The sequence below is a fragment of the Streptomyces sp. NPDC046712 genome (assembly GCF_040645695.1).
In the GTDB taxonomy this organism is placed as follows: Bacteria; Actinomycetota; Actinomycetes; order Streptomycetales; family Streptomycetaceae; genus Streptomyces.
This window is the reverse complement of sequence record NZ_JBEYYW010000015.1, coordinates 35,534-60,052: the sequence shown is the minus strand read 5'-3', so window position 1 is coordinate 60,052 and position 24,519 is coordinate 35,534. Positions and strand designations below refer to the sequence as shown.

The 24,519-nt window shown below is 70.4% G+C and carries 23 protein-coding genes; 10 read left to right on the top strand and 13 right to left on the bottom strand.

From position 1 onward, the window contains the following. The first annotated feature begins 41 nt into the window (after positions 1 to 41). The gene (locus ABZ939_RS20470; RefSeq protein WP_361856787.1) at positions 42 to 1,103 is read left to right on the top strand and encodes a saccharopine dehydrogenase NADP-binding domain-containing protein; all 1,062 of its coding nucleotides are present in this window, start codon (positions 42 to 44) and stop codon (positions 1,101 to 1,103) included. A gap of 57 nt (positions 1,104 to 1,160) precedes the next feature. Then, complete coding sequence (locus ABZ939_RS20465) at positions 1,161 to 1,703, top strand: YciI family protein (protein ID WP_361856785.1); 543 nt, start codon at positions 1,161 to 1,163, stop codon at positions 1,701 to 1,703. Positions 1,704 to 1,749: 46 nt separating this feature from the next. Here ABZ939_RS20465 and ABZ939_RS20460 read toward each other — a convergent pair whose 3' ends face one another. From ABZ939_RS20460 to ABZ939_RS20420, 9 genes are all read right to left on the bottom strand, one after another. Beyond that, complete coding sequence (locus ABZ939_RS20460; protein WP_361856782.1) at positions 1,750 to 2,502, bottom strand: aspartate/glutamate racemase family protein; 753 nt, start codon at positions 2,500 to 2,502, stop codon at positions 1,750 to 1,752. Between the two features lie 68 nt (positions 2,503 to 2,570). Beyond that, positions 2,571 to 3,920, bottom strand: a complete 1,350-nt coding sequence (locus ABZ939_RS20455) for a nucleobase:cation symporter-2 family protein (protein WP_361857113.1) — start codon at positions 3,918 to 3,920, stop codon at positions 2,571 to 2,573. Between the two features lie 446 nt (positions 3,921 to 4,366). Beyond that, on the bottom strand, positions 4,367 to 5,755 hold the full coding sequence (locus ABZ939_RS20450; protein WP_361856779.1) for an 8-oxoguanine deaminase: 1,389 nt from the start codon (positions 5,753 to 5,755) through the stop codon (positions 4,367 to 4,369). A 48-nt stretch (positions 5,756 to 5,803) separates the two neighbouring features. Further along, on the bottom strand, positions 5,804 to 7,213 hold the full coding sequence (locus tag ABZ939_RS20445; protein WP_361856777.1) for a nucleobase:cation symporter-2 family protein: 1,410 nt from the start codon (positions 7,211 to 7,213) through the stop codon (positions 5,804 to 5,806). Between the two features lie 70 nt (positions 7,214 to 7,283). After that, entirely contained in the window at positions 7,284 to 8,207 is a 924-nt protein-coding gene (gene pucL / locus ABZ939_RS20440; protein WP_361856774.1) for a factor-independent urate hydroxylase, read from the bottom strand. Positions 8,208 to 8,212: 5 nt separating this feature from the next. Next, positions 8,213 to 8,602 (bottom strand): hydroxyisourate hydrolase, encoded by a 390-nt coding sequence (gene uraH, locus ABZ939_RS20435; RefSeq protein WP_361856771.1) that lies wholly within the window; start codon positions 8,600 to 8,602, stop codon positions 8,213 to 8,215. Further along, a complete protein-coding gene (gene uraD, locus ABZ939_RS20430; RefSeq protein ID WP_361856768.1) occupies positions 8,599 to 9,117 on the bottom strand; it encodes a 2-oxo-4-hydroxy-4-carboxy-5-ureidoimidazoline decarboxylase in 519 nt (172 codons plus the stop codon). The genes uraH and uraD overlap by 4 nt, the downstream gene beginning before the upstream one ends. Positions 9,118 to 9,272: 155 nt before the next feature. Then, the gene (locus ABZ939_RS20425) at positions 9,273 to 9,641 is read right to left on the bottom strand and encodes a helix-turn-helix domain-containing protein (protein WP_361856765.1); all 369 of its coding nucleotides are present in this window, start codon (positions 9,639 to 9,641) and stop codon (positions 9,273 to 9,275) included. Continuing rightward, positions 9,638 to 9,886 carry a thiamine-binding protein gene (locus tag ABZ939_RS20420; protein WP_361857110.1) on the bottom strand — a complete coding sequence of 83 codons (249 nt, stop codon included), beginning with the start codon at positions 9,884 to 9,886 and terminating at the stop codon, positions 9,638 to 9,640. Before ABZ939_RS20420 ends, ABZ939_RS20425 begins: the two co-directional genes overlap by 4 nt. A gap of 141 nt (positions 9,887 to 10,027) precedes the next feature. Between ABZ939_RS20420 and ABZ939_RS20415 the strand changes: the two genes are divergently transcribed. The 3 genes from ABZ939_RS20415 to ABZ939_RS20405 all read left to right on the top strand — a co-directional run bounded on the left by ABZ939_RS20415 (position 10,028) and on the right by ABZ939_RS20405 (position 13,440). Beyond that, the gene (locus tag ABZ939_RS20415) at positions 10,028 to 10,861 is read left to right on the top strand and encodes a TIM barrel protein (RefSeq protein ID WP_361856762.1); all 834 of its coding nucleotides are present in this window, start codon (positions 10,028 to 10,030) and stop codon (positions 10,859 to 10,861) included. Positions 10,862 to 10,899: 38 nt separating this feature from the next. Further along, positions 10,900 to 11,790 (top strand): 2-hydroxy-3-oxopropionate reductase, encoded by an 891-nt coding sequence (locus tag ABZ939_RS20410; protein WP_361856759.1) that lies wholly within the window; start codon positions 10,900 to 10,902, stop codon positions 11,788 to 11,790. A 192-nt stretch (positions 11,791 to 11,982) separates the two neighbouring features. Beyond that, positions 11,983 to 13,440: a catalase gene (locus ABZ939_RS20405; protein WP_361856756.1), complete on the top strand. Its 1,458-nt coding sequence runs from the start codon at positions 11,983 to 11,985 to the stop codon at positions 13,438 to 13,440. Between the two features lie 316 nt (positions 13,441 to 13,756). On the opposite strand, the gene ABZ939_RS20400 is transcribed toward ABZ939_RS20405, so the two are convergent. Further along, a complete protein-coding gene (locus ABZ939_RS20400; protein ID WP_361856753.1) occupies positions 13,757 to 14,944 on the bottom strand; it encodes an MFS transporter in 1,188 nt (395 codons plus the stop codon). A gap of 59 nt (positions 14,945 to 15,003) precedes the next feature. Between ABZ939_RS20400 and ABZ939_RS20395 the strand changes: the two genes are divergently transcribed. Continuing rightward, a complete protein-coding gene (locus ABZ939_RS20395) occupies positions 15,004 to 15,975 on the top strand; it encodes an ArsR family transcriptional regulator (RefSeq protein ID WP_361856750.1) in 972 nt (323 codons plus the stop codon). Positions 15,976 to 16,051: 76 nt separating this feature from the next. Here the strand turns inward: ABZ939_RS20395 and gcl are convergent, their stop codons facing one another. Beyond that, positions 16,052 to 17,839 (bottom strand): glyoxylate carboligase, encoded by a 1,788-nt coding sequence (gene gcl / locus ABZ939_RS20390; protein ID WP_361856747.1) that lies wholly within the window; start codon positions 17,837 to 17,839, stop codon positions 16,052 to 16,054. A 241-nt stretch (positions 17,840 to 18,080) separates the two neighbouring features. On the opposite strand from gcl, the gene ABZ939_RS20385 reads away from it, so the two are divergent. The 4 genes from ABZ939_RS20385 (at position 18,081) to ABZ939_RS20370 (ending at position 21,265) form a co-directional block, all read left to right on the top strand. Next, positions 18,081 to 19,079, top strand: coding sequence for a hypothetical protein (locus ABZ939_RS20385; protein WP_361857107.1), 999 nt, complete (start codon positions 18,081 to 18,083; stop codon positions 19,077 to 19,079). 112 nt (positions 19,080 to 19,191) lie between these two features. Then, a complete protein-coding gene (locus tag ABZ939_RS20380) occupies positions 19,192 to 19,767 on the top strand; it encodes a hypothetical protein (protein WP_361856744.1) in 576 nt (191 codons plus the stop codon). A gap of 96 nt (positions 19,768 to 19,863) precedes the next feature. Beyond that, the gene (locus ABZ939_RS20375; protein WP_361856741.1) at positions 19,864 to 20,685 is read left to right on the top strand and encodes a TIGR04222 domain-containing membrane protein; all 822 of its coding nucleotides are present in this window, start codon (positions 19,864 to 19,866) and stop codon (positions 20,683 to 20,685) included. A gap of 19 nt (positions 20,686 to 20,704) precedes the next feature. Next, on the top strand, positions 20,705 to 21,265 hold the full coding sequence (locus ABZ939_RS20370; RefSeq protein ID WP_361856738.1) for a GNAT family N-acetyltransferase: 561 nt from the start codon (positions 20,705 to 20,707) through the stop codon (positions 21,263 to 21,265). Here ABZ939_RS20370 and ABZ939_RS20365 read toward each other — a convergent pair. After that, complete coding sequence (locus ABZ939_RS20365; protein WP_361856735.1) at positions 21,250 to 22,839, bottom strand: AMP-binding protein; 1,590 nt, start codon at positions 22,837 to 22,839, stop codon at positions 21,250 to 21,252. The two genes, ABZ939_RS20370 and ABZ939_RS20365, sit on opposite strands and share 16 nt — an antisense overlap. Continuing rightward, on the bottom strand, positions 22,836 to 24,512 hold the full coding sequence (locus tag ABZ939_RS20360) for an AMP-binding protein (protein WP_361856732.1): 1,677 nt from the start codon (positions 24,510 to 24,512) through the stop codon (positions 22,836 to 22,838). The genes ABZ939_RS20365 and ABZ939_RS20360 overlap by 4 nt, the downstream gene beginning before the upstream one ends. Between the last annotated feature and the right edge of the window lie 7 nt (positions 24,513 to 24,519).

Here is a 24,519-nt window from a genome sequence, read left to right as displayed (position 1 = left end):
ATGTTCACAGTTGAACAATCAAGGACGGCAGGAGAATTCACATGGAATCGGGTCAGGCAGTCGTGGTGTTCGGCGCCTACGGGCACACCGGGCGCTTCGTGGTGACGGAGTTGCTGAATCGAGGCTTCGTACCGGTGCTGTCCGGACGCGACGCCGAGAAGCTGCGGGCCCTCGCGGCAGACCGTCCAGGGCTCGATGTCCGGCCGGCCGCGGTCGACGACCCGCCCGCGCTCGACCGCGCGCTGGCCGGCGCGGCCGCCGTGATCAACTGCGCGGGGCCCTTCGCCTCGACGGCCGCCCCGGTGATCGAGGCCGCGCTGCGCGCCGGGATCCCGTACGTGGACGTGGCGGCCGAGATCGAGGCCAACCTCGACACGTTCATGCAGTTCGCCGATCGTGCCCGCGCCGCGGGCACGGTGGTGATCCCCGCCATGGCCTTCTTCGGCGGCCTCGGCGACCTGCTGGTCACCGCGGCGATGGGCGATTGGACGTCGGCCGACGAGGCGCACATCGCGTACGGACTGAACAGTTGGCACCCCACGGCGGGGACCCGGAACGCGGGCGCGGTCTCACGGCAGCGCAGGGACGGCCGGCGCGTCCGCTACAGCAACGGGCGGCTGGAGTACCGGGACGACGCCCTGCCGAGCCTGAAGTGGGAGTTTCCCGAACCGATGGGAACCCGTGCCGTGCTCGGGGAGTTCACCATGGCCGACGTCGTCACCGTCCCCAGTCACCTGGCCATCCCCGAGGTGCGCACCTACATGACGGTCGAGGCGGCCAGGGACGTGGTCGCTCCGGACGCACCGACGCCGACCGCGGTCGACGAGAACGGACGGTCCGACCAGACCTTCCTCGTCGATGTCGTCGTCCGCTCCGGCGACGCGGAACGGCGCGCTGTGGCCGCCGGCCAGGACATCTACGCCATCACCGCTCCGCTCGCGGTGGAAGCGGTCCACCAGGTCCTCACGGGGCGGACCAGGACGGTCGGTGTCGCATCCGCCGGCGCGATCTTCGACGCGCCCGGCTTCCTCCGGGCCCTGTCCGGGCACCTGTCGCTCGAACTGGGCCGGAACGACACCGTGGATCGGCACGACATCGTGTGAGAGATCGCAGGGAAACCCACTCGACCTGGTTCACCTCCTCGACGGGAAGCTACGGGCATGGAGTTCCTCTGCTACCACCGTGACCGGCCCGACTCCGCAGCGCTGCGCGGCGAGCTGCTGGAGGCGCACTGGTCCTACATGGACCAGTACGCCAAGGAGATGATCGCCCGGGGCCCGACCTTCACCGGCGACACTCCCAGCGGCAGCGTGCACATCGTCGACCTGCCGGACCCCGCCGCTGCCCGCGCGTTCGCCTTCGACGAGCCGAACTACCAGGCCGGCGTGTACCGGGACGTGCTGCTGCGACGGTGGCACAACGCCCTGGGGCGCACCATGTGGGACTTCCCGGGCGGACGGACCGAGGGCAACCGGTATCTGGTGCTCGGCTTCGGCACGGGGCCCGCCGCCGACCTCGAGGTGCCGGCCGACCGGGACGAGCTGATCGCCTACGGGCCGCTGCTCTCCGACGACGGTGTCACCTGGCTGGGCACGGCGGCGTTGGTCCGGGCGACCGACCCGGACACGGCACGCGCCGTGCTGACCCAGGACCGGTACGCCGCCATCGAGGTGCACGACTGGGAGTTCGGCGGGCGCCGGTGACCGACCGAGGAGGGCCGGGCCGAAGAGCCTGACGCTCGCCGGTGCCTCACGGACGGCCCGCCCCGGCCTCCGGATCGTCCGCCTGACCACCCGCCGGATCGCTCGCCGCGAGTTCTCGCGCGATCCGGCGGCACGCGGCCGGTACGGGAGCGACGACCGGGATCTCGAAGCGCTCCCGCAGCACGTCGGCCGCCTCGGCCAGCGGTCCCCCGCCGATGACGACCGCCCGCGCCCCGTCCCGTACGACACAGGCCCGCACCGCGTCCGCCAACTCCTCCCGCATCGCCTCGGGTTCCCCCGCGAGGCGGCGCGGATCGCCGGCCGCTGTCAGCCGGACACCCGTGAAACGGCCCGCGAGGCCGAGCGCCTCGATCCGTCGGCCGATCGCGTCGACCAGGCCCGGCGTCGTCGTCGCCACACCGAACCGCACACCCCCGGCCGCCGCCTCCGCGCAGGCCGCTTCCGCGAGGCCCACGACCGGGACGTCCGCGAAGGCCCGCAGCTCCTCCACCCCCGGGTCACCGAAGGCCCCCACGAGCAGCGCCGCGCAGTTCCCGGCAGCCACAGCGCGCCGCCCGGCCGCGACCACCTCGGGCACGGCGCCCCGCAGAGCCTCCTCGTCGAGCAGCATCGACGGCCCCTGCCGTACCGTCACGCCCCGTACCGTCAGACCTCGTACTGTCAGACCCCTTCCTGCCCCACCTCGTGCCGCCATGTCCTCCACGGAGCCCAGCGTCCGGGCCGCGATCGCCGTCATCATCGCCGTCGTGGCGCGGGAGGTGTTCGGGTTGATCAGCACGACCGTACGCGCGCGGCCGGCCCCCGCGTCGTACGCGGGGACCGGCTCGGGAAGCGGAAGGGGCGCGCTCAGTGGACGTGCGCCGCCTTGGCCCCGCGGGTCTCGGAGATCTCCTCGCCCGGCTCCATGGGCGCGGTGACCGTGTCCTCGTCCCCGCGCTTGCCCAGGTGGTTGAAGATCAGGTTCAGCAGGACCGCCGCGACGCAGCCGGTCGAGATGCCCGAGTCCAGGATGATCTTCGCGGTCTCCGGGAAGGCGTGGTAGAACCCCGGCGCCGTGATCGGGATGATGCCGACGGCCAGCGAGACCGCCACGATCAGCACGTTGTTGTCCTTCTCCAGACCGGCCTTGACGAGGGTCTGGATACCGCTCGCGGCGACCGAGCCGAAGAGGACCACACCCGCGCCGCCGAGCACCGGCCGCGGCACGACCGAGATCAGCGAGGCGGCGACCGGCGACAGACCCATCAGGACCAGGAAGCCACCACCGCAGGCCACCACGAACCGGCTGCGGATCTTCGTCATGGCGACAAGACCGATGTTCTGGGCGAAGGCGCTGCACATGAAGCCGTTGAAGAGCGGGCTGAGGGCCGAGCCGAGGGTGTCGGCGCGCAGTCCGGCCGCGATGGTCTTCTCGTCGGCCGGCCGGTCGACGATCTCGCCGAGGGCGAGCATGTCGGCCGTCGACTCGGTCATCGAGACGAGCATGACCACGATCATGGAGATGATGGCGGCGAGCGCGAACTGCGGGGCACCGAAGTGGAACGGCGTCGGGAAGCCGATCACGGACGCCTCGGCCACCGGGCTGAAGTCCGTGACGCCGAACGGGATCGCGATGAGCGTGCCGATGACGAGACCGACCAGGACGGCGATCTGCTTCAGGAAGCCCCGGGTGAAGCGGCGCAACACCAGCACCACCACGAGCGTGATCGCCGCGAGGGTGAGGTAGGTCGTCGACCCGTAGTCCTTCGCCGTCGGATTGGGGCCCTGGGCCCAGCCGAAGGCGACCGGCAGCAGTGAGATGCCGATGAGGGTGATCACGGTGCCGGTGACCACCGGCGGGAAGAAGCGGACGAGCTTGGAGAAGTACGGGGCGGCTATGAAGCCGAGGAGGCCCGCGACGATGATCGCGCCGAAGATGATCGGCAGCGCGTCGGCCTTGTTGTCGGTGGTGTCGACGATCGCGAGCATGGGCGCGACGCCGGCGAAGGTGACGCCGTTGACGAACGGCAGCCGGGCGCCGATCTTCCAGATGCCGAGCGTCTGGAGGAAGGTGGCGAGTCCGGCGGTGAAGAGGCTGGCTCCGGTGAGGAAGGTCAGCTCGGTGCCGGAGAGTCCGACGGCCGCGCCGACGATCAGGGGCGGGGCGACCACACCCGCGTACATGGCGGCCACGTGCTGCAGACCGCTGGTCATCATCTTCAGAGGCGGCAGAGTCTCGTCGACCGGATGCTTCTGGTCTTCGGTGTCGGCGGCGCTTTCATCCTGTGCATCATTGCGAAACCTGGGCGTGGTTGCCACGGCGGTTCCTCCGGTCGGGTAACACGTCGGCGGAGACGTGGGTGTCATGGAGGTGGTGCAAAGTAGTGCGATTGTGCGCGCCTCAAGATGTGCGGCTCATGAGGGTGGGGGGCTTCGGGGCACTTCGGAGGCATTGCAGGGGTGGTTCTTCTACGGGTCGACGGATCGCGCAGCCAGGGGTGCCGTGCGTGGCGTGTCCGGGGAGGGCTGGACACGTCGACCGTCCGGGGGGTGCCGTACCTCTTTACGTACGGGCACCCCCCGTCCGGCCGGCCACGGGCCCCGCTCGGGTCCGTGGCGACCGACCGAGGGCCGTCCCCCTCGGTCGGACTCCTTGGGGAGGGTCAGCCCTGGGCCGTGATACGGGCCAGGCGCTGCGCCTCCGCGCGGGCGTCGCGGGCGATCGCCTCTTCGTCCGCGAACAGCAGTCGGTTGTTCTCGACGATCTGCTTGCCGTTGACGAACGAGGCCGTCACCGGGGCAGCGGCGCCGAACACGATCGCGGTGACCGGGTCGGCGATCGAGGAGTGGCCGATGCCGTCGATCTTCCAGAGCACGAAGTCGGCGAGCTTGCCGGGCTCCAGAGAACCGATGTTGTCGGCGCGGCCGAGGACCTGGGCGCCACCGTACGTACCGAGGCGCAGGGCCTGGCGGGCGTTGAGCGCGGCCTCGCGGTGGACGCCGAGGCGGTTGATGAGGAGCGCGTTGCGCAGCTCGGTGTGGAGCTCGCCCGACTCGTTGGAGGCGGTGCCGTCGACGCCGAGGCCGACGGGGACGCCCGCCTTCAGCATGTCCGGGACGCGGGCGATACCGGCGGCCAGCCGCGCGTTGGAGGACGGACAGTGGGCGACACCGGTCTTCGTACGGGCGAAGGCCTCGATGTCGGAGTCGTTCATGTGGACGCAGTGCGCCATCCACACGTCCTCGCCGAGGAAGCCGGTGGACTCGAAGTAGTCCGTCGGGCCCATGCCGAAGAGCTCGTGGCAGAACTTCTCCTCCTCCACGGTCTCCGAGCCGTGCGTGTGCATCCGCACGCCGAGACGGCGGCCCAGCGCGGCGCCCTCCCGCAGCAGGTCGGTGGAGATGGAGAACGGGGAACAGGGGGCGACCGCGACCTGGGTCATCGCGTCGAAGGAGGCGTCGTGGTACTTCCTGACGGTCTCCTCGGTGGCGATGAGCGCACCCTCGGTCGTCTCGACGGCGAAGTCCGGCGGCAGGCCGCCGTCCTTCTCGCTGCGGTCCATGGAACCGCGGGCGAGGGTGAAGCGGACACCCATGTCCTTGGCGGCGCCGATGATGGCGCCGGACAGGTCGCCGGAACCCTGCGGGTAGACGTAGTGGTGGTCCATGGCGGTGGTGACACCACCGCGGGCCATCATCGCGAGCGAGCCCTGCGCGGCGACGCGGGCCATCGACTCGTCGATGCGGGACCAGGTCGGGTAGAGCGCGACCAGCCAGTTGAACAGGTTGTGGTCGGTGGCCAGGCCCCGGGTGATCCACTGGTAGAAGTGGTGGTGGGTGTTGATCAGACCGGGCGTCACCAGATGACCGGTGGCGTCGATCCGGCGGACCACGTTCTCCAGGCCCTCGGGAGCCTTGCCGGCGCCGATGGACTCGATCTTGTTGCCGGCGACGACGAGGTGGCCGGTGGCGTACTCGGTGTCGTTGGCGTCTACGGTCGCGATCGCACAGTTCTCGATGACGATGCGCTCGACAGTCGAAGGTGCTGCCATGGCGGTGCTTCCTTCATTCCTCGGGGGTGGTGTGGGCACGGCAGGACCCTAGGAGGATTTGAGTGCCGGAGCCGTGTGACGGCTCCGGGTGCCGAGATGGTGGAAGAAAAGATTGAGCATGACCGCGACGAGCGCTCCGGCGCTGATGCCGGAGCCGAGCACGGTCTGCGCCCAGGCCGGGAAGTCGGCGTAGAAGGTGGGAGCGGCGAGCGGGATGATGCCCGCTCCGAGTGCGACGGCCACCAGGATGATGTTGGAGCTGTCGTCGAGTCCGGCTTCCGACAGGGTACGGATTCCGGAGACGGCGATCGAGCCGAAGAGGACGATGCCGGCACCCCCGAGGACCGGCATGGGGACCATCGACACGACCGCGCCGAGGACCGGGAAGGCACCGAGGACGAGCAGGGCGCCACCGGCGACGGCGACGACGTATCGGGAGCGGACCCGGGTCAGCGAGACCACGCCGACGTTCTGGGCGAAGGCCGAGGTCGGGAAGCCGCCGAAGACGGGGCCGATCAGGGTGGCGATGCCGTCGGTCCGCAGACCGCGGGTGATCGTACGGCCGTCGCTCCTGCGCTCGCAGATCTCGCCGAGGGCGAGCATCCCGGCGCTGGACTCCGTCATGAGGACGAGCATCACGATGCACAGGGAGAGGATCGCGGCGGGCTGGAACTCCGGCGCGCCGAAGGCGAAGGGTCCGGGCAGGGCGGCGACGGGTGCCTCGCGCAGGGCGGTGAAGTCGGCCATCCCGAAGGGGATCGCGGCGAGTGTTCCGATGCACAGGCCGAGCAGCAGGGCGACCTGCTTGACGAAGCCCTTGGCGAAGCGCTGGAGGAGCAGGATCACGACGAGCGTGAAGGCGGCGAGGGCCAGGTACTTCATGGCGCCGAAGTCGGCGGCTTCCTTGTTTCCGCCCTGGGCCCAGCTCACCGGCACGGGCATCAGGGTCACACCGATGAGGGTGATCACGACGCCGGTGACGAGCGGCGGGAAGAAGCGGAGCAGTCGGCCGAAGAACGGTCCGACGGCGAGGCAGAACACTCCGGCGACCATCACCGCGCCGTAGATGGCGGGGAGTTGGTGACCGGGGGCGCTGGTCTCGGCGATCGCGAGCATCGGTGCGATGCCGGCCGACGAGGCGGCGTTGACGAACGGCAGCCGGTTTCCGGCGAAGCGGCCGGCCCCGACGGTCTGGAGGATGGTGGCGCAGCCGGCGACGAGGAGGCTCGCGGCGATGAGCCGGGTCATTCCCGCGGCATCCAGGCCGACCGCCTGGCCGATGATCAGCGGCGGGGTGACGACGCCCGCGTACATGGCGGCGATGTGCTGGAGCGCGGCGGGAACGAGTCGCGAGGCGGGGAGCTTCTCGTCCACCGGGTGGACGTCGGTCTGCACGTCGTCCGGTGAGGTGGAACACGGGCCTTCTGCGGATGCCGGCCCCGTTACGGGCTGTGCCATGGGTAGGTCCCTCCGGTGGTGGCTGCCCCCGCCCGACTGCGGGCGGGCGGGGGCGGCCACGAGGTGCCGCTTAGAGGTTGGTCATGTCGACCGGGATCTGCGCCGTGGCTCCGTCACGCAGCACCGTGGCCTCGATGAGGCCGTACATGCGGTCGGCGGCGTAGTAGACCTCGTTGTCGTTCTTGAGCCCGAAGGGCTCCAGGTCCACCAGGAAGTGGTGCTTGTTCGGGAGCGAGAAGCGGACCTCGTCGATCTCCGAACGGTGGTTGATGATGCGCGAGGCCATCTGGTACAGCGTCTGCTGCAGCGAGAGGGAGTACGTCTCGGCGAAGGCCTGCAGCATGTGCTTCTTCGTCTCGGCGTACGACTTCTCCCAGTTGGGCATGCGCTGGTCGTCGTCGGTCCAGTTGAAGCGCCAGCGACCCGACACCTGCGTGGCCAGGATGCGGTCGTACGCCTCCTGCAGGGTCGTGTACTTGTCCTTGATGTAGCCCCAGAACTCCGAGTTGGTGGAGTTCATGACGATGAGGTCCTTGAGGCCGGAGATGACCTCCCACTTCTCACCGTCGTACGTGATCTGGGTGACGCGGGTCTCCTGGCCCTTGCGGGCGAAGGAGTGGTTCACCTCGTCGGAGCCGATGAACTTGGAGTTGGCGTCCGAGGTCGCGATGCGCTCCCAGGCGTACTCCTCGATCCGGATCCGGGCCCGGTGGATCGGCTCCTGGCTGGTCACGAAGTGACGCGCGAGGTGGATGCCGAACTGCTCGGCCGACTCGATCCCGTACTCCTTGGCGAAGGCGTACACGGTGTTCTTGGTCGTGTCGGTGGGCAGGCAGTGGGCGTTGGAGCCCGAGAGGTGGACGTCGTCGAGGTCGCCGGAGAGGGCGACGGAGACGTTCAGGTCCTTGATGTGGTGGGTGTCGCCGTCCCGCGTGATCTTGACGACGCGGTTCTCTGCTTTGCCGTACTGGTTCTGGCCGAGAATCGTGGGCATGTCTGCTAGCTCCCTCGGTAAACGGAGTAGCCGAACGGGTTGAGCAGCAGCGGTACGTGGTAGTGCTCGCCCGGCTTGACGGCGAACGTGATCGCCACCTCCGGGAAGAACGCACCGCTGTCCCTTACGCGGGGGGCGTCCTGCTGCGCCTCGGCTTGCTTCTTGTAGAAGTACGCCTCGGTCTCGAAGTCGAGACGTACGTGGGTGGTGCCCTCCGGCAGAGCCGGCAGGTCCTTGCAGCGCCCGTCCGCGTCGGTGGCGGAGCCACCGAGCGTGACCCACTGCGCGTCGAAGCCGCTGCGGGCCGCGAGCGTGATGGCCACGCCCTCGGCGGGGCGGCCGATGCTGGTGTCCAGGATGTGGGTGGACACCGAGGCGGTGGTGTCGGTGCTCATGCGCTTTCTTCCTCGTTCTCTACGAGACGGGTCAACCGGATGCGGTTGATCTTGCCCAGTTCGGTGCGGACGATCTCCCGCTCCTGCTCGGGCGTGTGGTCGATCCGCTCGCGGACCGCGTCGCGCATCTGCTCGCCGGTCTTGCCGGTGGCGCAGATCAGGAAGACATGACCGAACTTGTCCTGGTAGGCCAGGTTGAGTTCGAGCATCTCGGCCTTGAGCTCCTCGGAGGCGCCGGCCATCCCGCTCTGCTCGCGGGAAGAGGTCGGGTCCCCTGCCTTCGGACGACCGATCGGCGGGTGGCCCGCCATCGCCTCGGCCAGATCCTCGGCGGTCAGCTCGGCCATGGCGGCGTCACTGGCGAGGAAGAGGGCTTCGGCGGTGGTGTACGGGCGCTGGGCGAGAATCTTGCTCCCCCACGCCGAGCTGGAGCACACCTCGTGCAGGGCGGCGACGGCGTCGCTGTCCGCCGAGGTGTTGAACCGGGTGAGGCCCGGTGTCGTACCTGAAGTCACGGGAAGCCTCCGTGGCTGTTTTTCGCTGTGCGTCGGACGGGCTGCGGATAGCTAACGCCCTCCGCAACACCACGTCAACACTTTGTTGAAAACTCGGCCACACAAAAGCCGTCGTCCCGACATCCGGACGACGGCCTGTGGCAACACATGATCAACTAGCCGTTCTTGGCGGCGTTTTCCCTGTTCAAATAGTTGTACACGGTGAAGCGGCTGACGCCCAGCGCGCCCGCCACCGTCTCCACTCCATGACGTACGGAGAAGGCACCGCGTGCCTCGAGCATCCGGACCACCTCCTGCTTCGCCTTGCGGTCCAGCTCGGCGAGCGGCATCCCGTGCCTGCGTTCCATCGCGGCCAGAATGTGATCCAGCGAGTCCGAGAGCTGCGGCAGACGTACCGCGAGGACGTCCTCCCCCTCCCAGGCGAGCACCACGTCGTCGGGCTCGGCCTGCTCGGGGCCGAGTATCTCCGCGCCCATCGCGTCGACCAGCGGCTTCACCGCGGCGATCAGGGGGTGCTCGGTCATGACTCCTCCCCGATCACATTGACCTGGAGGGAGACGCGGGTCGCGCCCGCCGCCAGGGACGTGCGGAGCAGCGCGTCCACGGCCGTCAGCACCGCGTCGGCCTCCCCCTCCGCAGTGTTTCCGAACGGACCGACATCCACCGCGTCCAGCTGGGCCGCCTGGATGACCTCACGGGCCACGACCGCGTGCGCCGGCGCCTCGTCCAGGTCGAACGGCTCGGTCGTGAACTCCACTTTCAAACGCACCATGCCCCCCACGCTACTGGCCGGGAGTCGACCGACGGCAGCCCTGAGCTGCCGGACCCTCTTGACAAGTCAGCCGCTCCACTTGCAACATTCCGTCAGACAGAAACTTACTTCCGCAATACGGAAGGAGCGCCGCCCCTCATGGGATACACGGACCAGCGCTTCGATGTGAACCTGTCGATCCTCTTCACGGAACTCCCGCTCCCGGAGCGCCCCGCGGCCGCAGCCGCGGCGGGCTTCACCGCGGTCGAGCTGTGGTGGCCCTGGATCGACACCGCCACCCCCGACCAGAGCGAGCTCGACGCGCTCAAGAAGGCTCTGGACGACGCCGGCACCCAGCTGGTGGGCCTGAACTTCTACGCAGGGCAGCTGCCCGGCCCCGACCGCGGCGCCCTCTCCGTGCCCGGTGAGGAGTCGGACCGCTTCCGCGCCAACATCGAGGTGGCGGCCGACTTCGCCGCCTCGGTCGGCTGCAAGGCGCTCAACGCGCTCTACGGCAACCGCGTGGAGGGCGTCGACCCGCAGATCCAGGACGCCCTCGCCCTGGAGAACCTGGTCCTGGCGGCCCGCGCGGCCGACCGGATCGGTGCGATCCTGCTGATCGAGACCCTGAACAAGCCGGAGTCGCCGCTCTACCCGCTGGTGAGCGCCCCCTCCGCGATCGAGGTCGTCGACAAGGTCAACGCGGCCACCGGGCTCGGCAACGCCAAGTTCCTCCTCGACATCTACCACCTGTCGATGAACGGCGAGGACGTCAGCCAGGTCATCGCGCAGTACGCCGACAAGACCGGTCACGTCCAGATCGCCGACAACCCGGGCCGTGGCGCGCCGGGCACGGGCGAGCTCCCGCTGGAGCAGCTCCTGGACGAGCTCAAGAAGGCCGGTTACGACGGCTGGGTCGGCCTGGAGTACAAGGCCGCCGACGCCGCCGCGTCCTTCGAGTGGCTCCCGGCCGAGGCCCGCGCGGCCCGCTGACTTCTTCCCGTACGACCAGTTTTTCGAGAGGCACCCTCATGAGCAACCTCCCCAAGATCGCGTGGATCGGCCTCGGCATCATGGGCTCCCCCATGTCCGAGAACCTGATCAAGGCGGGCTACTCCGTCACCGGCTTCACCCTGGAGCAGGACAAGCTGGACCGCCTCACCGCGGCCGGCGGCACCGCCGCCGCGTCGATCGCCGAGGCCGTCAAGGACGCCGACGTCATCATCACGATGGTGCCCGCCTCCCCGCAGGTCGAGGCCATCTCCTACGGCCCCGAGGGCATCCTGGAGAACGCCAAGCAGGGCGCCCTGATCGTCGACATGTCGTCGATCACCCCGCAGACCTCCGTCGACCTGGCGAAGAACGCCGCCGAGAAGGGCATCCGCGTCCTGGACGCCCCGGTGTCCGGCGGCGAGGCCGGCGCCATCGAGGCCGTCCTGTCGATCATGGTGGGTGGCGAGCAGGCCGACTTCGACCAGGCCCTGCCGATCCTCGAGGCCCTCGGCAAGACCATCGTCCTGTGCGGCCCGCACGGCTCCGGTCAGACGGTGAAGGCCGCCAACCAGCTCATCGTCGCCGTCAACATCCAGGCGTGCGCCGAGGCCGTGGTCTTCCTGGAGAAGTCCGGCGTGAACCTCCAGGCCGCCCTGGACGTCCTCAACGGCGGTCTGGCCGGCTCCACGGTCCTGACCCGCAAGAAGGACAACTTCCTGAACCGGGACTTCAAGCCCGGCTTCCGGATCGACCTGCACCACAAGGACATGGGCATCGTCACCGACGCCGCCCGCAACGTCGGCGCGGCCCTTCCGGTCGGTGCCGTCGTCGCCCAGCTCGTCGCCTCCCTGCGTGCGCAGGGCGACGGCGGCCTGGACCACTCGGCCCTGCTGCGCGCCGTCGAGCGTCTCTCCGGCCAGCAGGTCTGACCCCCTGCCCCGCGGTGGCGCGGGGCCCAGATTTCCGGACGGCGGCGGCGCTGACACCTGTCCTGTCGCGCCCAGGCGCCGTCGCCGTCCGGAACACCACACTTCATTTTCAACAAACTGTTGACGTCGCGTTCAGGGCGAATTTACGCTCCTGAGCACTCCAGCAGTGCAGCTCCCGTACGGAAGGTCACGATGTCGAAGCGCGTGCTTACGACCGAGTCCGGCGCCCCCGTCGCCGACAACCAGAACTCCGCCACCGCCGGCGTCGGTGGCCCCATCCTCCTCCAGGACCAGCACCTGCTGGAGAAGCTCGCGCGCTTCAACCGTGAGCGGATCCCGGAGCGTGTCGTGCACGCCCGTGGCTCCGGCGCGTACGGCTACTTCGAGGTGACCGACGACGTCACCGGCTTCACCAAGGCCGCCTTCCTCTCCGAGGTCGGCAAGCGCACCGAGACGTTCCTCCGCTTCTCCACCGTGGCCGACTCGCTCGGTGGCGCGGACGCCGTCCGTGACCCGCGCGGCTTCGCGCTGAAGTTCTACACCGAAGAGGGCAACTACGACCTCGTCGGCAACAACACCCCGGTGTTCTTCATCAAGGACCCGATCAAGTTCCCCGACTTCATCCACTCCCAGAAGCGCGACCCCTTCACGGGCAAGCAGGAGCCGGACAACGTCTGGGACTTCTGGGCGCACGCCCCCGAGGCCACCCACCAGATCACCTGGCTCATGGGCGACCGCGGCATCCCGGCCTCGTACCGTCACATGAACGGCTACGGCTCCCACACCTACCAGTGGACCAACGAGGCGGGCGAGGCCTTCTTCGTCAAGTACCACTTCAAGACGAACCAGGGCATCCGCAGCCTCTCCGCCGACCAGGCCGCCGAGCTCGTCGGCAAGGACGCGAACTCGCACCAGACCGACCTGCTGCAGGCCATCGAGCGCGGTGTGAACCCCTCGTGGACCCTGTACGTCCAGGTCATGCCGGCCGCCGAGGCCGCGGACTACCGCTTCAACCCGTTCGACCTCACCAAGGTGTGGCCGCACGCGGACTACCCGCTGCAGCGCGTGGGCCGTCTGGTCCTCGACCGCAACCCGGACAACGTCTTCGCCGAGGTCGAGCAGGCCGCGTTCTCCCCGAACAACTTCGTCCCGGGCATCGGTCCCTCGCCGGACAAGATGCTCCAGGGCCGCCTCTTCGCCTACGCGGACGCCCACCGCTACCGCCTCGGTGTCAACCACACCCAGCTGCCGGTGAACGCCCCGAAGGCGACCGTGGCCGAGAACTACGGCCGCGACGGCTTCATGGCCACCCGCAACGGCTCGCGCACGGACAAGAACTACGAGCCCAACTCGTACGCCGGTCCCTCGCAGACCGACGCCGCGCTCTCCGCCCCGCTGGCGATCCACGGCTGGACCGGCACCCACGCGGCGCCGGAGCACGTCAAGGACGACGACTTCTTCCAGGCCGGTGAGCTCTACCGCCTGATGTCCGAGGACGAGAAGAAGCGCCTGATCGCCAACATCGCCGGTGGCCTCTCCCAGGTCTCCCGCGAGGACGTGATCGAGAAGAACATCGCGCACTTCGCCGCCGCCGACGCGGACTACGGCAAGCGCGTGGAGGAGGCGGTCCGCGCCCTGCGCGAGGACTGATTCCGACGCAGTTTCCAGACCGCGTACGGCACTTGACGGGAGGTCAACTGCCGTACGCCGTCCGGACCGACGGCCCGGATGAGGGGTGGCCGGCGGAACGGACAGCGTGAGGACCGCGGCGGTGCACGAGCCAGTGCGGTGGTAAGGGCGAACCGGGCCCCTTCTTGACCTGAAGGAAGGGACCCCCGGGCAGCCCGTCGTCGCCGCCGCGGTCCCAACGCCCCACCTCCCCCCAAGACTCCGCCCGGCGGCGCGAACGTCCTGTCGCGCCAGCCTCGCACCGTCGGGCGGGCACAACGAGAGCGCGGAACCAGGTTTACGGTCCCTGGTTCCGCGCTCTTTCGCGTTCCCCGACGCCCCCGGTGAGCACCAGCGCGACACTCACCGCCAGTGAGGCGGCGGCGAGCGCCGTCATCGCCACCGCCGGCGAGGTGACCTGGGCGACGGCGCCCGCCAGCGCGGCGCTGAGCCCCTGGAGCGCCAACATTCCCGAGGAGTGCAGGCCCAGGGCGTGACCGCTCAGCTCGTCCGGCACGAGGGCCATCAGCCGCTCCTGGTACAGCAGGCTCGCGCTGTAGCCCACGGCGGACACGGTCACCGCCACCAGGGCGAGCGGCAGCCCCGGATCCAGCACGAAGAGCAGGTACGGGGCTGCCAGCAGCATCTGGAGCGGCGGGCCGAGCCGAGCCCGCCGGCTCCGTGGCAGGAAGCGTCCGACCACGGTGTCCCCGGCCAGCATCCCGAGCGCGGCGCAGGCGAAGAGCAGCCCGGCACTCCCGGGGTCGTACGGGACGAAGAGCGATTCGCAGCCGACGATCAGCCCGTTGGGGACCCAGAGGGCGAGGTAGACGTGCCGGCGCGGGCGTGAGGACCACAGGAGCGCGTTGGTGCGCCAGGTCTCCGCGGCCGAGGCCCGGCCGGAGGCGCGTGGCTCGCGGCGGGAGAGGCCGAGGCGGGCGAGGAGCGCGGCGGCGAGGTACAGGGCGGCTCCGATCAGCAGCGTCCCGCGCGGCGACAGGGTCGCCACCAGCACCCCGCCGGTCGCGAACCCGGCGATCTGACAGACGCCGACGGCCATGTTCATCACCGAGCGGCCGAGCAGATAGCCCTCGCGGGCCAGGATCTCGCCGAGGAGTCCGTAGCGCACCCCGCCGCCCACGGAGCCGACAAGGCCCAGGACGAGGAGGATCGCGAAGACCGCACCCGTCGGCAGACCGGGTACGGCCTGGGCGGCCGTGCCGAGGGCGAAGACCAGCGCGATGCCGGCCAGGGCGGCGCGCGGCGGCAGCCGGTCGGCGGCCGACAGCAGCGTCGTCGCGCCGAGGACCTGGGCGAGCGCGGGGCCGAACAGGGCGAGGGCGGAGAGGAACGGGGAGCCCGTCGAGCGGAAGACGAGTGTGGCGAGCCCAAGGCCCGCCACCGTCTGGGCCGCGACCTGGACGGCCGCCGTGAGGAAGAGCGGGGTGAACTCCGGTGTACGGAACAGCTCCTGATAGCTACGCATGGGCCGGAGTCTCCGAGAGCGCGGAGGGGGGCCGTTATTGTTTCGCGGGGAGGCGAAACATGGGCTGGTGGCAGATCGACGCGGACGCGCTCGCGGGCAGCCGGTTCCTGGTGTCCCCGCTGGCCGAGACCATCGCCGCGCTGCAGACCCTTGACCTGCCGAAGCCCGCGCATCCGGGCGAGCGCGCGTGGCTGGCGGACCGGTTGCCCGCCTACCGGGCGCGGCTGGCGGCCGATCCGCTCGACGCCCTGCTGGTGCGGGCCGCGCTCGGGACCGCGTGGAACGCGGACTTCGTGACCCCCACCCCGCTGGGCGAGGGCGAGCCGGGCTTCGAGGAGGAGCTGGCGCGGATCCGGGAGACCCCGCCCGCGGCGGCGGTGGCGGACCTCGCGGTCTCGCTGGGTGGGCCGGTCCCCGAGCCGCTGGCGTCGGCGACCGATCTGCCGTACCGGATGGCGGAGTTGCTCGCCTGGGTGTGGCGGGAGACGGTCCTGCCGACCTGGCCGCGCCGTCGGCGTGTGCTGGAGGCCGATGTGCTGGCGCGGACGAACCGGCTGTCCCGGGGCGGGTGGGCGGCGGCGCTCGACGAGCTGAGTCCGGGGAAGACGCGCTGGCTCGGCGACGGGAGGCTCCAGGTCAACACCCGTGATTATCCGCCGAGATCGGTAGCCGGAGGCCGGCTGTTCTTCGTGCCGGTGACGCCGAGCCGGGGGTGGGTGTCGTGGCAGGGGACGGAGCGCTTCGCGATCGTCTACCCCTGTGCGGGAGCCCTGGCCGACGTGGCGGGCCCGGCCGTCCCCTCGGCTCTTGCCGCGCTGCTCGGAAGCGCGCGGGCCGGGGTGCTCGTACGACTCGGATCCCCCATGTCCACCAGCCAGTTGGTGGAGCTGACGGGGCAGGGGCTCGGGTCGGTGGGGCGGCATCTGAAGGTGCTGCTCGACGCCCGGCTGGTGCGGCGGAGAAGGGCGGGACGGTCGGTCCTCTACGACTGGACGGAAGCCGGGGCGGCACTGGTCCGGGCGCAGGGTTGACGCGGGACGGCCCCCGCTCCGGTGCTCTCGGGGCGGGGGCCGTACCTTCTACGGGCCGATCGGACCGTGCGGGTCGTCAGACCTTGAGGGCCTTGATCGCGGTCGGCGCGTGGCCGGGCTCGGTGGCGATCTCCTCGAACTCGGTGACGTCGCTCATGTCGACCGTCTTGCTCATCGCGATGTTGGTGATGCGCTCCAGGATGGCCTCGACGACGACCGGGACCTGGTGCTCGACGGCGAGCTTCTTGGCCTCCTCGAAGGCCTCGCCCAGCTTGTCCGGGTCGGTGACGCGGATGGCCTTGACGCCCAGGCCCTCGGCGACCTTGACGTGGTCGACGCCGTAGACGCCGATCTCCGGGGTGTTGATGTTCTCGAACTCGAGGTTCACCTCGAAGTTGATGCCCAGGTTGCCCTGCGCCTGACGGATCAGACCCAGGTAGGCGTTGTTCACGAGAACGTGGACGTAGGGGACCTTGTGCTGGGCGGCGACCGCCAGCTCCTCGATCATGAACTGGAAGTCGTAGTCGCCGGAGAGGGCGACGATCGGGGTGTCGCGGTCCGCGGTGGCGGCACCGATGGCGGCCGGGATGGTCCAGCCGAGCGGGCCCGCCTGGCCGCAGTTGATCCAGTGGCGCGGCTTGTAGACGTGCAGGAACTGCGCCGCGGCGATCTGCGAGAGGCCGATGGTGGTGACGTAGCGCGTCTCCGGTCCGAAGGCCTTGTTCATCTCCTCGTACACGCGCTGCGGCTTGATCGGGATGTTGTCGAAGTTGGTGCGGCGCAGCAGGGTGGCCTTGCGCTCCTGCGCGGACTCGGCCCAGGCGGTGAAGTCCGGCAGCTTGCCCGCGGCCTTGAGCTCCTTCGCGATCTCGATGAAGAGCTCGAGGGCGACCTTGGCGTCGGAGGCGATGCCGTAGTCCGGGGCGAAGATCTTGCCGATCTGGGTCGGCTCGATGTCGACGTGGACGAACTTCCGGCCCTTGGTGTAGGCGTCCATGTTGTAACCGGTGTGGCGGTTGGCCCAGCGGTTGCCGATGCCGAGGACGAAGTCCGACTCCAGGAAGGTCGCGTTGCCGTAGCGGTGCGCGGTCTGGACGCCGACCATGCCGGCGGCGAGCTCGTGGTCGTCCGGGATGGTGCCCCAGCCCATGAGGGTGGAGATGACCGGGATGTTGGTCAGCTCGGCGAACTCGACCAGCAGGTCGGAGGCGTCGGCGTTGATGATGCCGCCACCGGCGACGATCAGCGGGCGCTCGGACTCCAGCAGGAAGTTCAGGGCCTTCTCGGCCTGGGCGCGGGTGGCCTGCGGCTTGTAGACCGGCAGCGGCTCGTACGTCTCCGGGTCGAACTCGATCTCGGTCAGCTGGACGTCGATCGGCAGGTCGATGAGGACCGGGCCGGGACGGCCGGAGCGCATCAGGTGGAAGGCCTGCTGGAAGACGCCCGGGACCTGCGCGGCCTCGAGGACGGTCGTCGCGGCCTTGGTGACCGGCTTGGCGATCGAGGCGATGTCGACGGCCTGGAAGTCCTCCTTGTGGAGCTTCGAGACCGGGGCCTGGCCCGTGATGCACAGGATCGGGATCGAGTCCGCGATCGCGGAGTACAGGCCGGTGATCATGTCGGTGCCAGCGGGGCCGGAGGTACCGATGCAGACACCGATGTTGCCGGCCTTGGCGCGGGTGTAGCCCTCGGCCATGTGGGAGGCGCCCTCGACGTGCCGGGCGAGGGTGTGGCTGATCCCGCCGACGTTCTTGAGCTCGCGGTAGAAGGGGTTGATCGCCGCGCCGGGCACGCCGAACGCGTTGGTGACGCCTTCGCGCTTGAGGATCTCAACGGCCGCTGCGGCGGCGGTCATACGAGGCATGGAGGGCTCCTGCTTCGGCCAGGCGGAAACGGCTGCGCCACCGTCACGTGGGCTCGTTTCCGTATTGCGGAAGTATTGTTCTACTATGTGGAAGCAATGTAGGTCGGGGGGCCGAGGGCCGTCAAGAGACGGGCCTCGGACGTTGGCCGAACTCCCTCCCCTCCCGTGGCGGATTGGTGGACGATGGGGGCGGGAAGACAGGGGGTCCGGCGTGGGGTTCGGTGTGGGTGAGTCGGTACCGGTGAGCTGCCCGGAGTGCCTCCGTACGCAGCCGTACGCGGCGCCGGTCTTCCCGTGCGCCTGCGGGACGCCGGTGGTGCCACCGGTGGTCCCCGGGGCGACGGGCGAGCCGGTCACGCACCGCAACTGGACGGACGAATGGGTCACGGTGCGTTGTGTCGCCTGCGGCCGCGAGGACGCATGGCCCCACCCGGAGCTGGGCTGCACCTGCGGCACGGTCCTGCGTGTGCCGGTCCTCGACGCGGGTGCCGACGGCGGTACGCCACCGGCCCCGGACGACCTCCGGGGGATCTCCGAGCCGGATCCGGCCCTCGGGGCGTGGGAGGCCCCGGAAGCGCAGGGAACGGGTACCGACCACCCCGGAGCGGCGCCAGGCGCTGGTACGGGCGCACACACCGGGTTCGGCACCACCTCCCCGGAGGCGGGCACCCCCACCGGCCCCCTGGCCGCCGGCCCGGACGACGCGGCGCCGGCCCCGGGCATACGCCCCGGCGACGACTCTCAGGACGGGCTCCGCAACGTCGCGGGCGGCCTCGGTGCCGGACGGCGTCGGGCGTTCGCCGAGCGTTACCCCACGCACATCCCGCTGCCGCCCACCGCCCCGCACCCCGCACCCCCGAGGCCCTCGTTCCGGCCCGTCACCATCCGTACGGCCCGGGACGCGGTCGCCGCCTCGGCCGGGTATCTGCGCTGGCTCGGGTTCCGGAACGTCGTCCAGCCCGAGGAGCGGACCGCGTCCGGCGTCGACCTCCGGGCACCCGGGCTCGTGGCCCAGGTCGACCCCAGCACCCGCCCGGCCGCCCTGCGGGCCGTCGAGTGCCTGTGGCTGAACGGGCTCAGCAGCTCGGCCGTGAGCGTCTTCTTCTCCCTCGCCGGCTACACCCCCGACGCCCGCTCCCGCGCCGACGAGCTCGGCATCCCGCTCTTCGTCCTCGACCTGACCGGCACGCCCCAGCCGGTCAACACCCCGGCGGACGAACTGATCACCACCGGCGCCTAGACGGCTCCCGCGCTGCGCCGGGCGTCCCCCGGGGCCTGTCCGGCTCTGATCCGCCGGAAAGGCCCCGGGGCCCGCGGCCCGGTTGTCGGTGGCGCCCTCTACGGTCACCGACATGGGTAACCACTTCCAGACCGTCGTCGACCTCGATGCCACCCCGGAGGAAGCCCCCGCGCTCGCCGCGCGCGCCCTCGAGTGGCTCGTCGGGCAGGGCATCGTGCGCGCCGAGCGCACGGACTGCGTGCTCGGCGCCCCGCTCGGGCATCCGCCCGGTCCGCACTGGGCCTCGGCCGTGGAGCACGAGGACTGGGAGCCCACCGATGGGCTGAAGATCGAGATCGGCCGCACGGTGTTCTTCGGCGGCCAGGGGGACGCCGAGCACGCCACCTGCCCGCACTGTGCCACGCGCACGGTGTTCTACACCGACTACTGGGAGATCGTCGAAGGCGCCTGGGAGCCCTTCCATGCGGCGATCTCCACCTGGCACGCCACGGGCGCCGCCGCCGTGGCCTGTGCGCACTGCGGCCACGCAGGCGATCTGACCGCCTGGAGCTGGGCCGGCGACTACTACGCCTTCGGGTACCTCGGATTCGAGTTCTGGGACTGGCCCGAGTTCGCTCCCCGGTTCCTCGACGCCTTCGCCACGGCGCTCGGCGGCCATCGCCTCGTCCTGGTGTGGGGGAAGCTGTAGGGACGGCCCCCGCACCTCAAAAGAACCTCAGAATCCGGCCATTCGCGCGTGACGATCACACTCCCCCGGGCACAACATCCTCGGGGGGTGGGCGTCATGCCGTCGGAGATGTGGTGGTTCATCGGCGCGTCCTGCGCACAACTTGTTCTCGCACTCGCCCTGTTGCGAACCCGCAGCCCCGGGCGGCCCGAACTGCCCCCGCAGGCCCTGGCGTTGCTCCGGGGTGGGCGGCGGGCCGTCGTCGTGGTGGCACTGGTCGCGCTGCACCAGCGCGGTGCGGTGGCCGCGGGGCGCAGGGGCACGATTCGGGCCAACGGCGGGCCCGGCAGGACCCGTGATCCGATCCAGCTGGGGGTGCACAGCTCGCTCCGCCGCGCCCTGGGCCTCAGGGTGCTGGCCTCCCAGCCGAGGGCCCGTCGTGCCGTCGACGCCCTGCGGACCGAGCTCGCCCGCTCCGGGCTGCTGCGTCCGCGCGGGCGTCTGCTGACGGCACGGGCGCTGCTGCTCGGCGCGGCGGCGGCGATCCCGGCCGGCCTGCTGGTCGCCCGCCCCACGGGCTCGACCCTCGCTCTGGCGCTCGTCCTCGGCGCCGTGCCGGCCTGTGCCGCGCTCGCCTGTCTGTTCCTCCCGCCCACGACCCGCGCCGCCCGCCGCCTCCTCGCGGGGCTGCGCGCTCGCCACCCCCTGCCCGCCCATCGCCGGGAGGTCACGGACGGCAATCTGGTCCTGCTGTACGTCGCGCTCTACGGCGACCCCGCGCTCGCCCTCTTCCTCCCCCGCTTCTCACGCGACGGCGGTCTGCTCGGTCGCGGCGGCGGGGCGGACGGCTATGCCACCGGCCGTGGTTGGTTCGGCGGTGGCGGAGGCGGCGGCTGGAGCGGGGGCGAGGCCGGTGGAGGGGGCGGCGGCTCGGACTGACCTCGCGCCATACTGTCCTATGCGCATCCGAGTGGCCGCACCGGCCGAACTCCCGCTGCTCCAGGACATCGAGCGGGCCGCGGGCGAACCCTTCCGTTCCCTCGGCATGGCGGTCATCGCCGACGACGAGCCCCTGCCGCTGGACGTCCTGGATTCCTACCGGCGGGCCGGCCGTGCCTGGGTGGCCGCCGACGAGGCCGACCGCCCGATGGCGTACCTGCTGACGGACACCGTCGACGGCGCCGCCCACATCGAGCAGGTGTCGGTGCACCCGGCCGCCGCCCGCCGGGGCATCGGCCGCTGCCTCATCGAGCATCTGGCGGCGGACGCGGCCGGGCGGGGGCTGACCGCGCTGACCCTGACGACCTTCACCGAGGTTCCCTGGAACGCGCCGTACTACACGCGTCTCGGCTTCCGTCCGCTCGCCGAGTCCGACCCGGACCTCACCGCGGGCCTGCGCGCCATCCAGCGGGCCGAGGCCGCCCATGGTCTGGCGACCTGGCCCCGGGTCTGCATGCGGCGCGAGCTCGCCGTGGCCGAGACCGGGGCCGGGTTCCGGGCGGCCTACCCCTCCCCGTAGCGCTGCCTGAGCTCCACCTTCCGTACCTTGCCGCTCACCGTCATGGGGAACTCCGTGAGGATCTCCACCCGGCGCGGGATCTTGTAGTGCGCCAGACGGTCGCGGCAGTACGCCGTGATGTCGTCCAGGCTCGGCGGGTCCGCGGGGTCGCGCGGAATCACGCAGGCGAGGATCTCCTCGCCGTAGCGGGCGTCGGGGACACCGACGACCTGGACGTCGGCGATCTTCTCGTACCCGTGGAGGAACTCCTCGATCTCGCGCGGGTACACGTTCTCCCCACCACGGATGATCATGTCCTTGATGCGGCCGACGATCTGGACGTATCCGTCCTCGCGCAGCACCGCCAGGTCACCGGTGTGCATCCAGCGGCCGGAGTCGACGGCCTCGGCGGTCTTCTCGGGTTCGTTCCAGTAGCCGAGCATCACGCTGTAACCGCGGGTGCACAGCTCGCCGGCCACGCCCCGCTGCATCGTGAGACCGGTGGCCGGGTCGACGATCTTCACTTCGACGTGCGGCATGACGCGGCCGACCGTGCCCGTACGGCGCTCCAGGTCGTCGTCGCGCCGGGTCTGCGTGGAGACGGGTGAGGTCTCCGTCATGCCGTAACAGATCGACACCTCGGCCATGTTCATCTCGGCGACCACCCGCTTCATCACCTCCACCGGACAGGGCGAGCCCGCCATGATCCCGGTGCGGAGGGTGGAGAGGTCGTACGAGGCGAAGTCGGGGAGGTTCAGCTCCGCGATGAACATCGTCGGGACGCCGTAGAGCGAGGTGCAGCGCTCCTGCTCGACCGCGCGGAGGGTGGCCGCGGGGTCGAAGGACGGTGCCGGGATGACCATGCAGGCGCCGTGCGAGGTGGCCGCCAGGTTTCCCATCACCATGCCGAAGCAGTGATAGAACGGGACGGGGATACAGATCCGGTCCTGCTCGGTGTAGGCGATCATCTCGCCCACGAAGTACCCGTTGTTGAGAATGTTGTGGTGGGAGAGGGTCGCGCCCTTGGGGAAACCCGTCGTCCCCGAGGTGTACTGGATGTTGACCGGCTCGTCGCAGGACAGCTCCGCCGGGCGCCGCCCTCCCGCCGTACGGGAGATCAGCTCGTCCCAGCTCGGATCACCGATGAAGACCGCCTCACGCAACTCCGGGCAGTTCCCCTGGACTTGCTCGACCATCGCCCGGTAGTCGCTCGTCTTGTGCGCGAGGGAGGCGAAGAGCAGGGAGATGCCCGCCTGCTTGAGCACGTACTCCAACTCATGGGCGCGGTACGCAGGGTTGATGTTCACCATGATGGCGCCGATGCGGGCGGTGGCGTACTGCACGAGCACCCACTCGGCACAGTTGACAGCCCAGATCCCGACCCGGTCGCCCTTCGCCACCCCGCTGCCGAGCAGCGCGTCCGCCAACGCCTCGACGGCCGCGCCGAATTCGGCGTACGTCCAGCGGCGCCCGGTCGGTACGTCGACGAGCGCCTCGCGCTCGGGCCAGGCCGCGACCGCGCGGTCGAGATTGACGCCGATCGTGTCGCCGAGGAGCTCCGTGGAGCTCGCCCCGTGTGCGTAGGAGAGTGTCATGCGAGGTCCCCCTCCGCGTACTCCGTGCCCTTGCCCTTCGCCGTACGCTCGCGCAGTTCGATCCGGCGGATCTTCCCCGAGACGGTCTTCGGCAGCTCGGCGAACTCGATGCGCCGCACCCGCTTGTACGGGGCGAGCACCGCGCGCGAGTGGGCGAAGAGCGCCTTCGCCGTGTCCTCGCCCGGCTCCCAGCCGTCCGCGAGGACGATGTACGCCTTCGGGACGGCGAGCCGCAGCGGGTCCGGGGCCGGCACGACCGCCGCCTCGGCCACCGCCTCGTGCTCCAGGAGCGCGCTCTCCAGCTCGAACGGCGAGATCTTGTAGTCGGAGGCCTTGAAGACGTCGTCGGCGCGCCCGATGTAGGTGATGTAGCCGTCGGCGTCGCGGGAACCGATGTCGCCGGTGCGGTAGTAGCCGCCGGCCATCGCCTCGGCCGTACGCTCCGGGTCGCCGTGGTAGCCGGTCATCAGGCCCACCGGATCGGTGGACAGGTCCAGGCAGATCTCGCCCTCCTCGACGTCCGGTTGGTGGGTCACCGGGTCGACCAGCGTGACCCGGAAGCCGGGGCTCGGCCGGCCCATGGAGCCCTCCTTGAGGCGCTGGCCGGGGCTGTTGGAGACCTGGACGGCGGTCTCGGTCTGGCCGAAGCCGTCCCGGATGGTGACGCCCCAGGCGCGGCGCACGGACTCGATGACCTCGGGGTTGAGCGGCTCACCGGCCGCGACGACCTCGCGCGGCGGGTTCTTCAGCTGGGTGAGGTCGGCCTGGATCAGCATCCGCCAGACGGTCGGCGGGGCGCAGAAGCTGGTGACGCCGTTCCGCTCCATCTCCGTCATGAGGCGTGCCGGGTCGAAGCGGGTGTAGTTATGGATGAAGACGGTCGCCTCGGCGTTCCACGGGGCGAAGAGGTTGGACCAGGCGTGCTTGGCCCAGCCCGGCGAGGAGATGTTCAGATGCACGTCGCCGGGCTTGAGGCCGATCCAGTACATGGTGGCGAGATGGCCGACGGGGTACGAGGTGTGGGTGTGCTCGACCAGCTTGGGCCGGGCGGTCGTGCCTGAGGTGAAGTACAGCATCAGCGGGTCGTCGGCGTGGGTGACGCCGTCCGGCTCGAAGGTGTCGGGCCGGCGGTACGCCTCCTCGTAGCCGAGCCAGCCGACGCTGTCCCCGCCGACGGCGATGCGGGTGTACTCCCCCGGCACGTCGTCGAACTTGGCGGTGTCCTCGGCGCGCACGATCACATGCCGGGCCCGGCCGCGCTCGACGCGGTCCCGCAGATCGGCGGGGCCGAGGAGCGGGGTGGCGGGGATGACGACGGCGCGCAGCTTCATGGCGGCGAGCGCGGTCTCCCACAGTTCGGCCTGGTTGCCGAGCATGACGATGATCCGGTCGCCGGCCCGTACGCCCTGGGCGCGCAGCCAGTTGGCGGCCCGGTTGGAGCGGTTGGACATCTCGGCGAAGCTCAGCTTCGTCTCGGTGCCGTCCTCCTCGACGATGTGGAGCGCGGTCCTGTCGTTGCCGGCCGCGATGACGTCGAACCACTCCAGGGCCCAGTTGAACCGGTCCGGGCGGGGCCAGGCGAAGCCCTCGTACGCGGTCTCGTAGTCCTCGCGGTGCTGGAGCAGGAAGTCTCGGGCGGCCCGGAACCTCTCCGTCGCCGTGGTAGCCGTCATGTGTCCT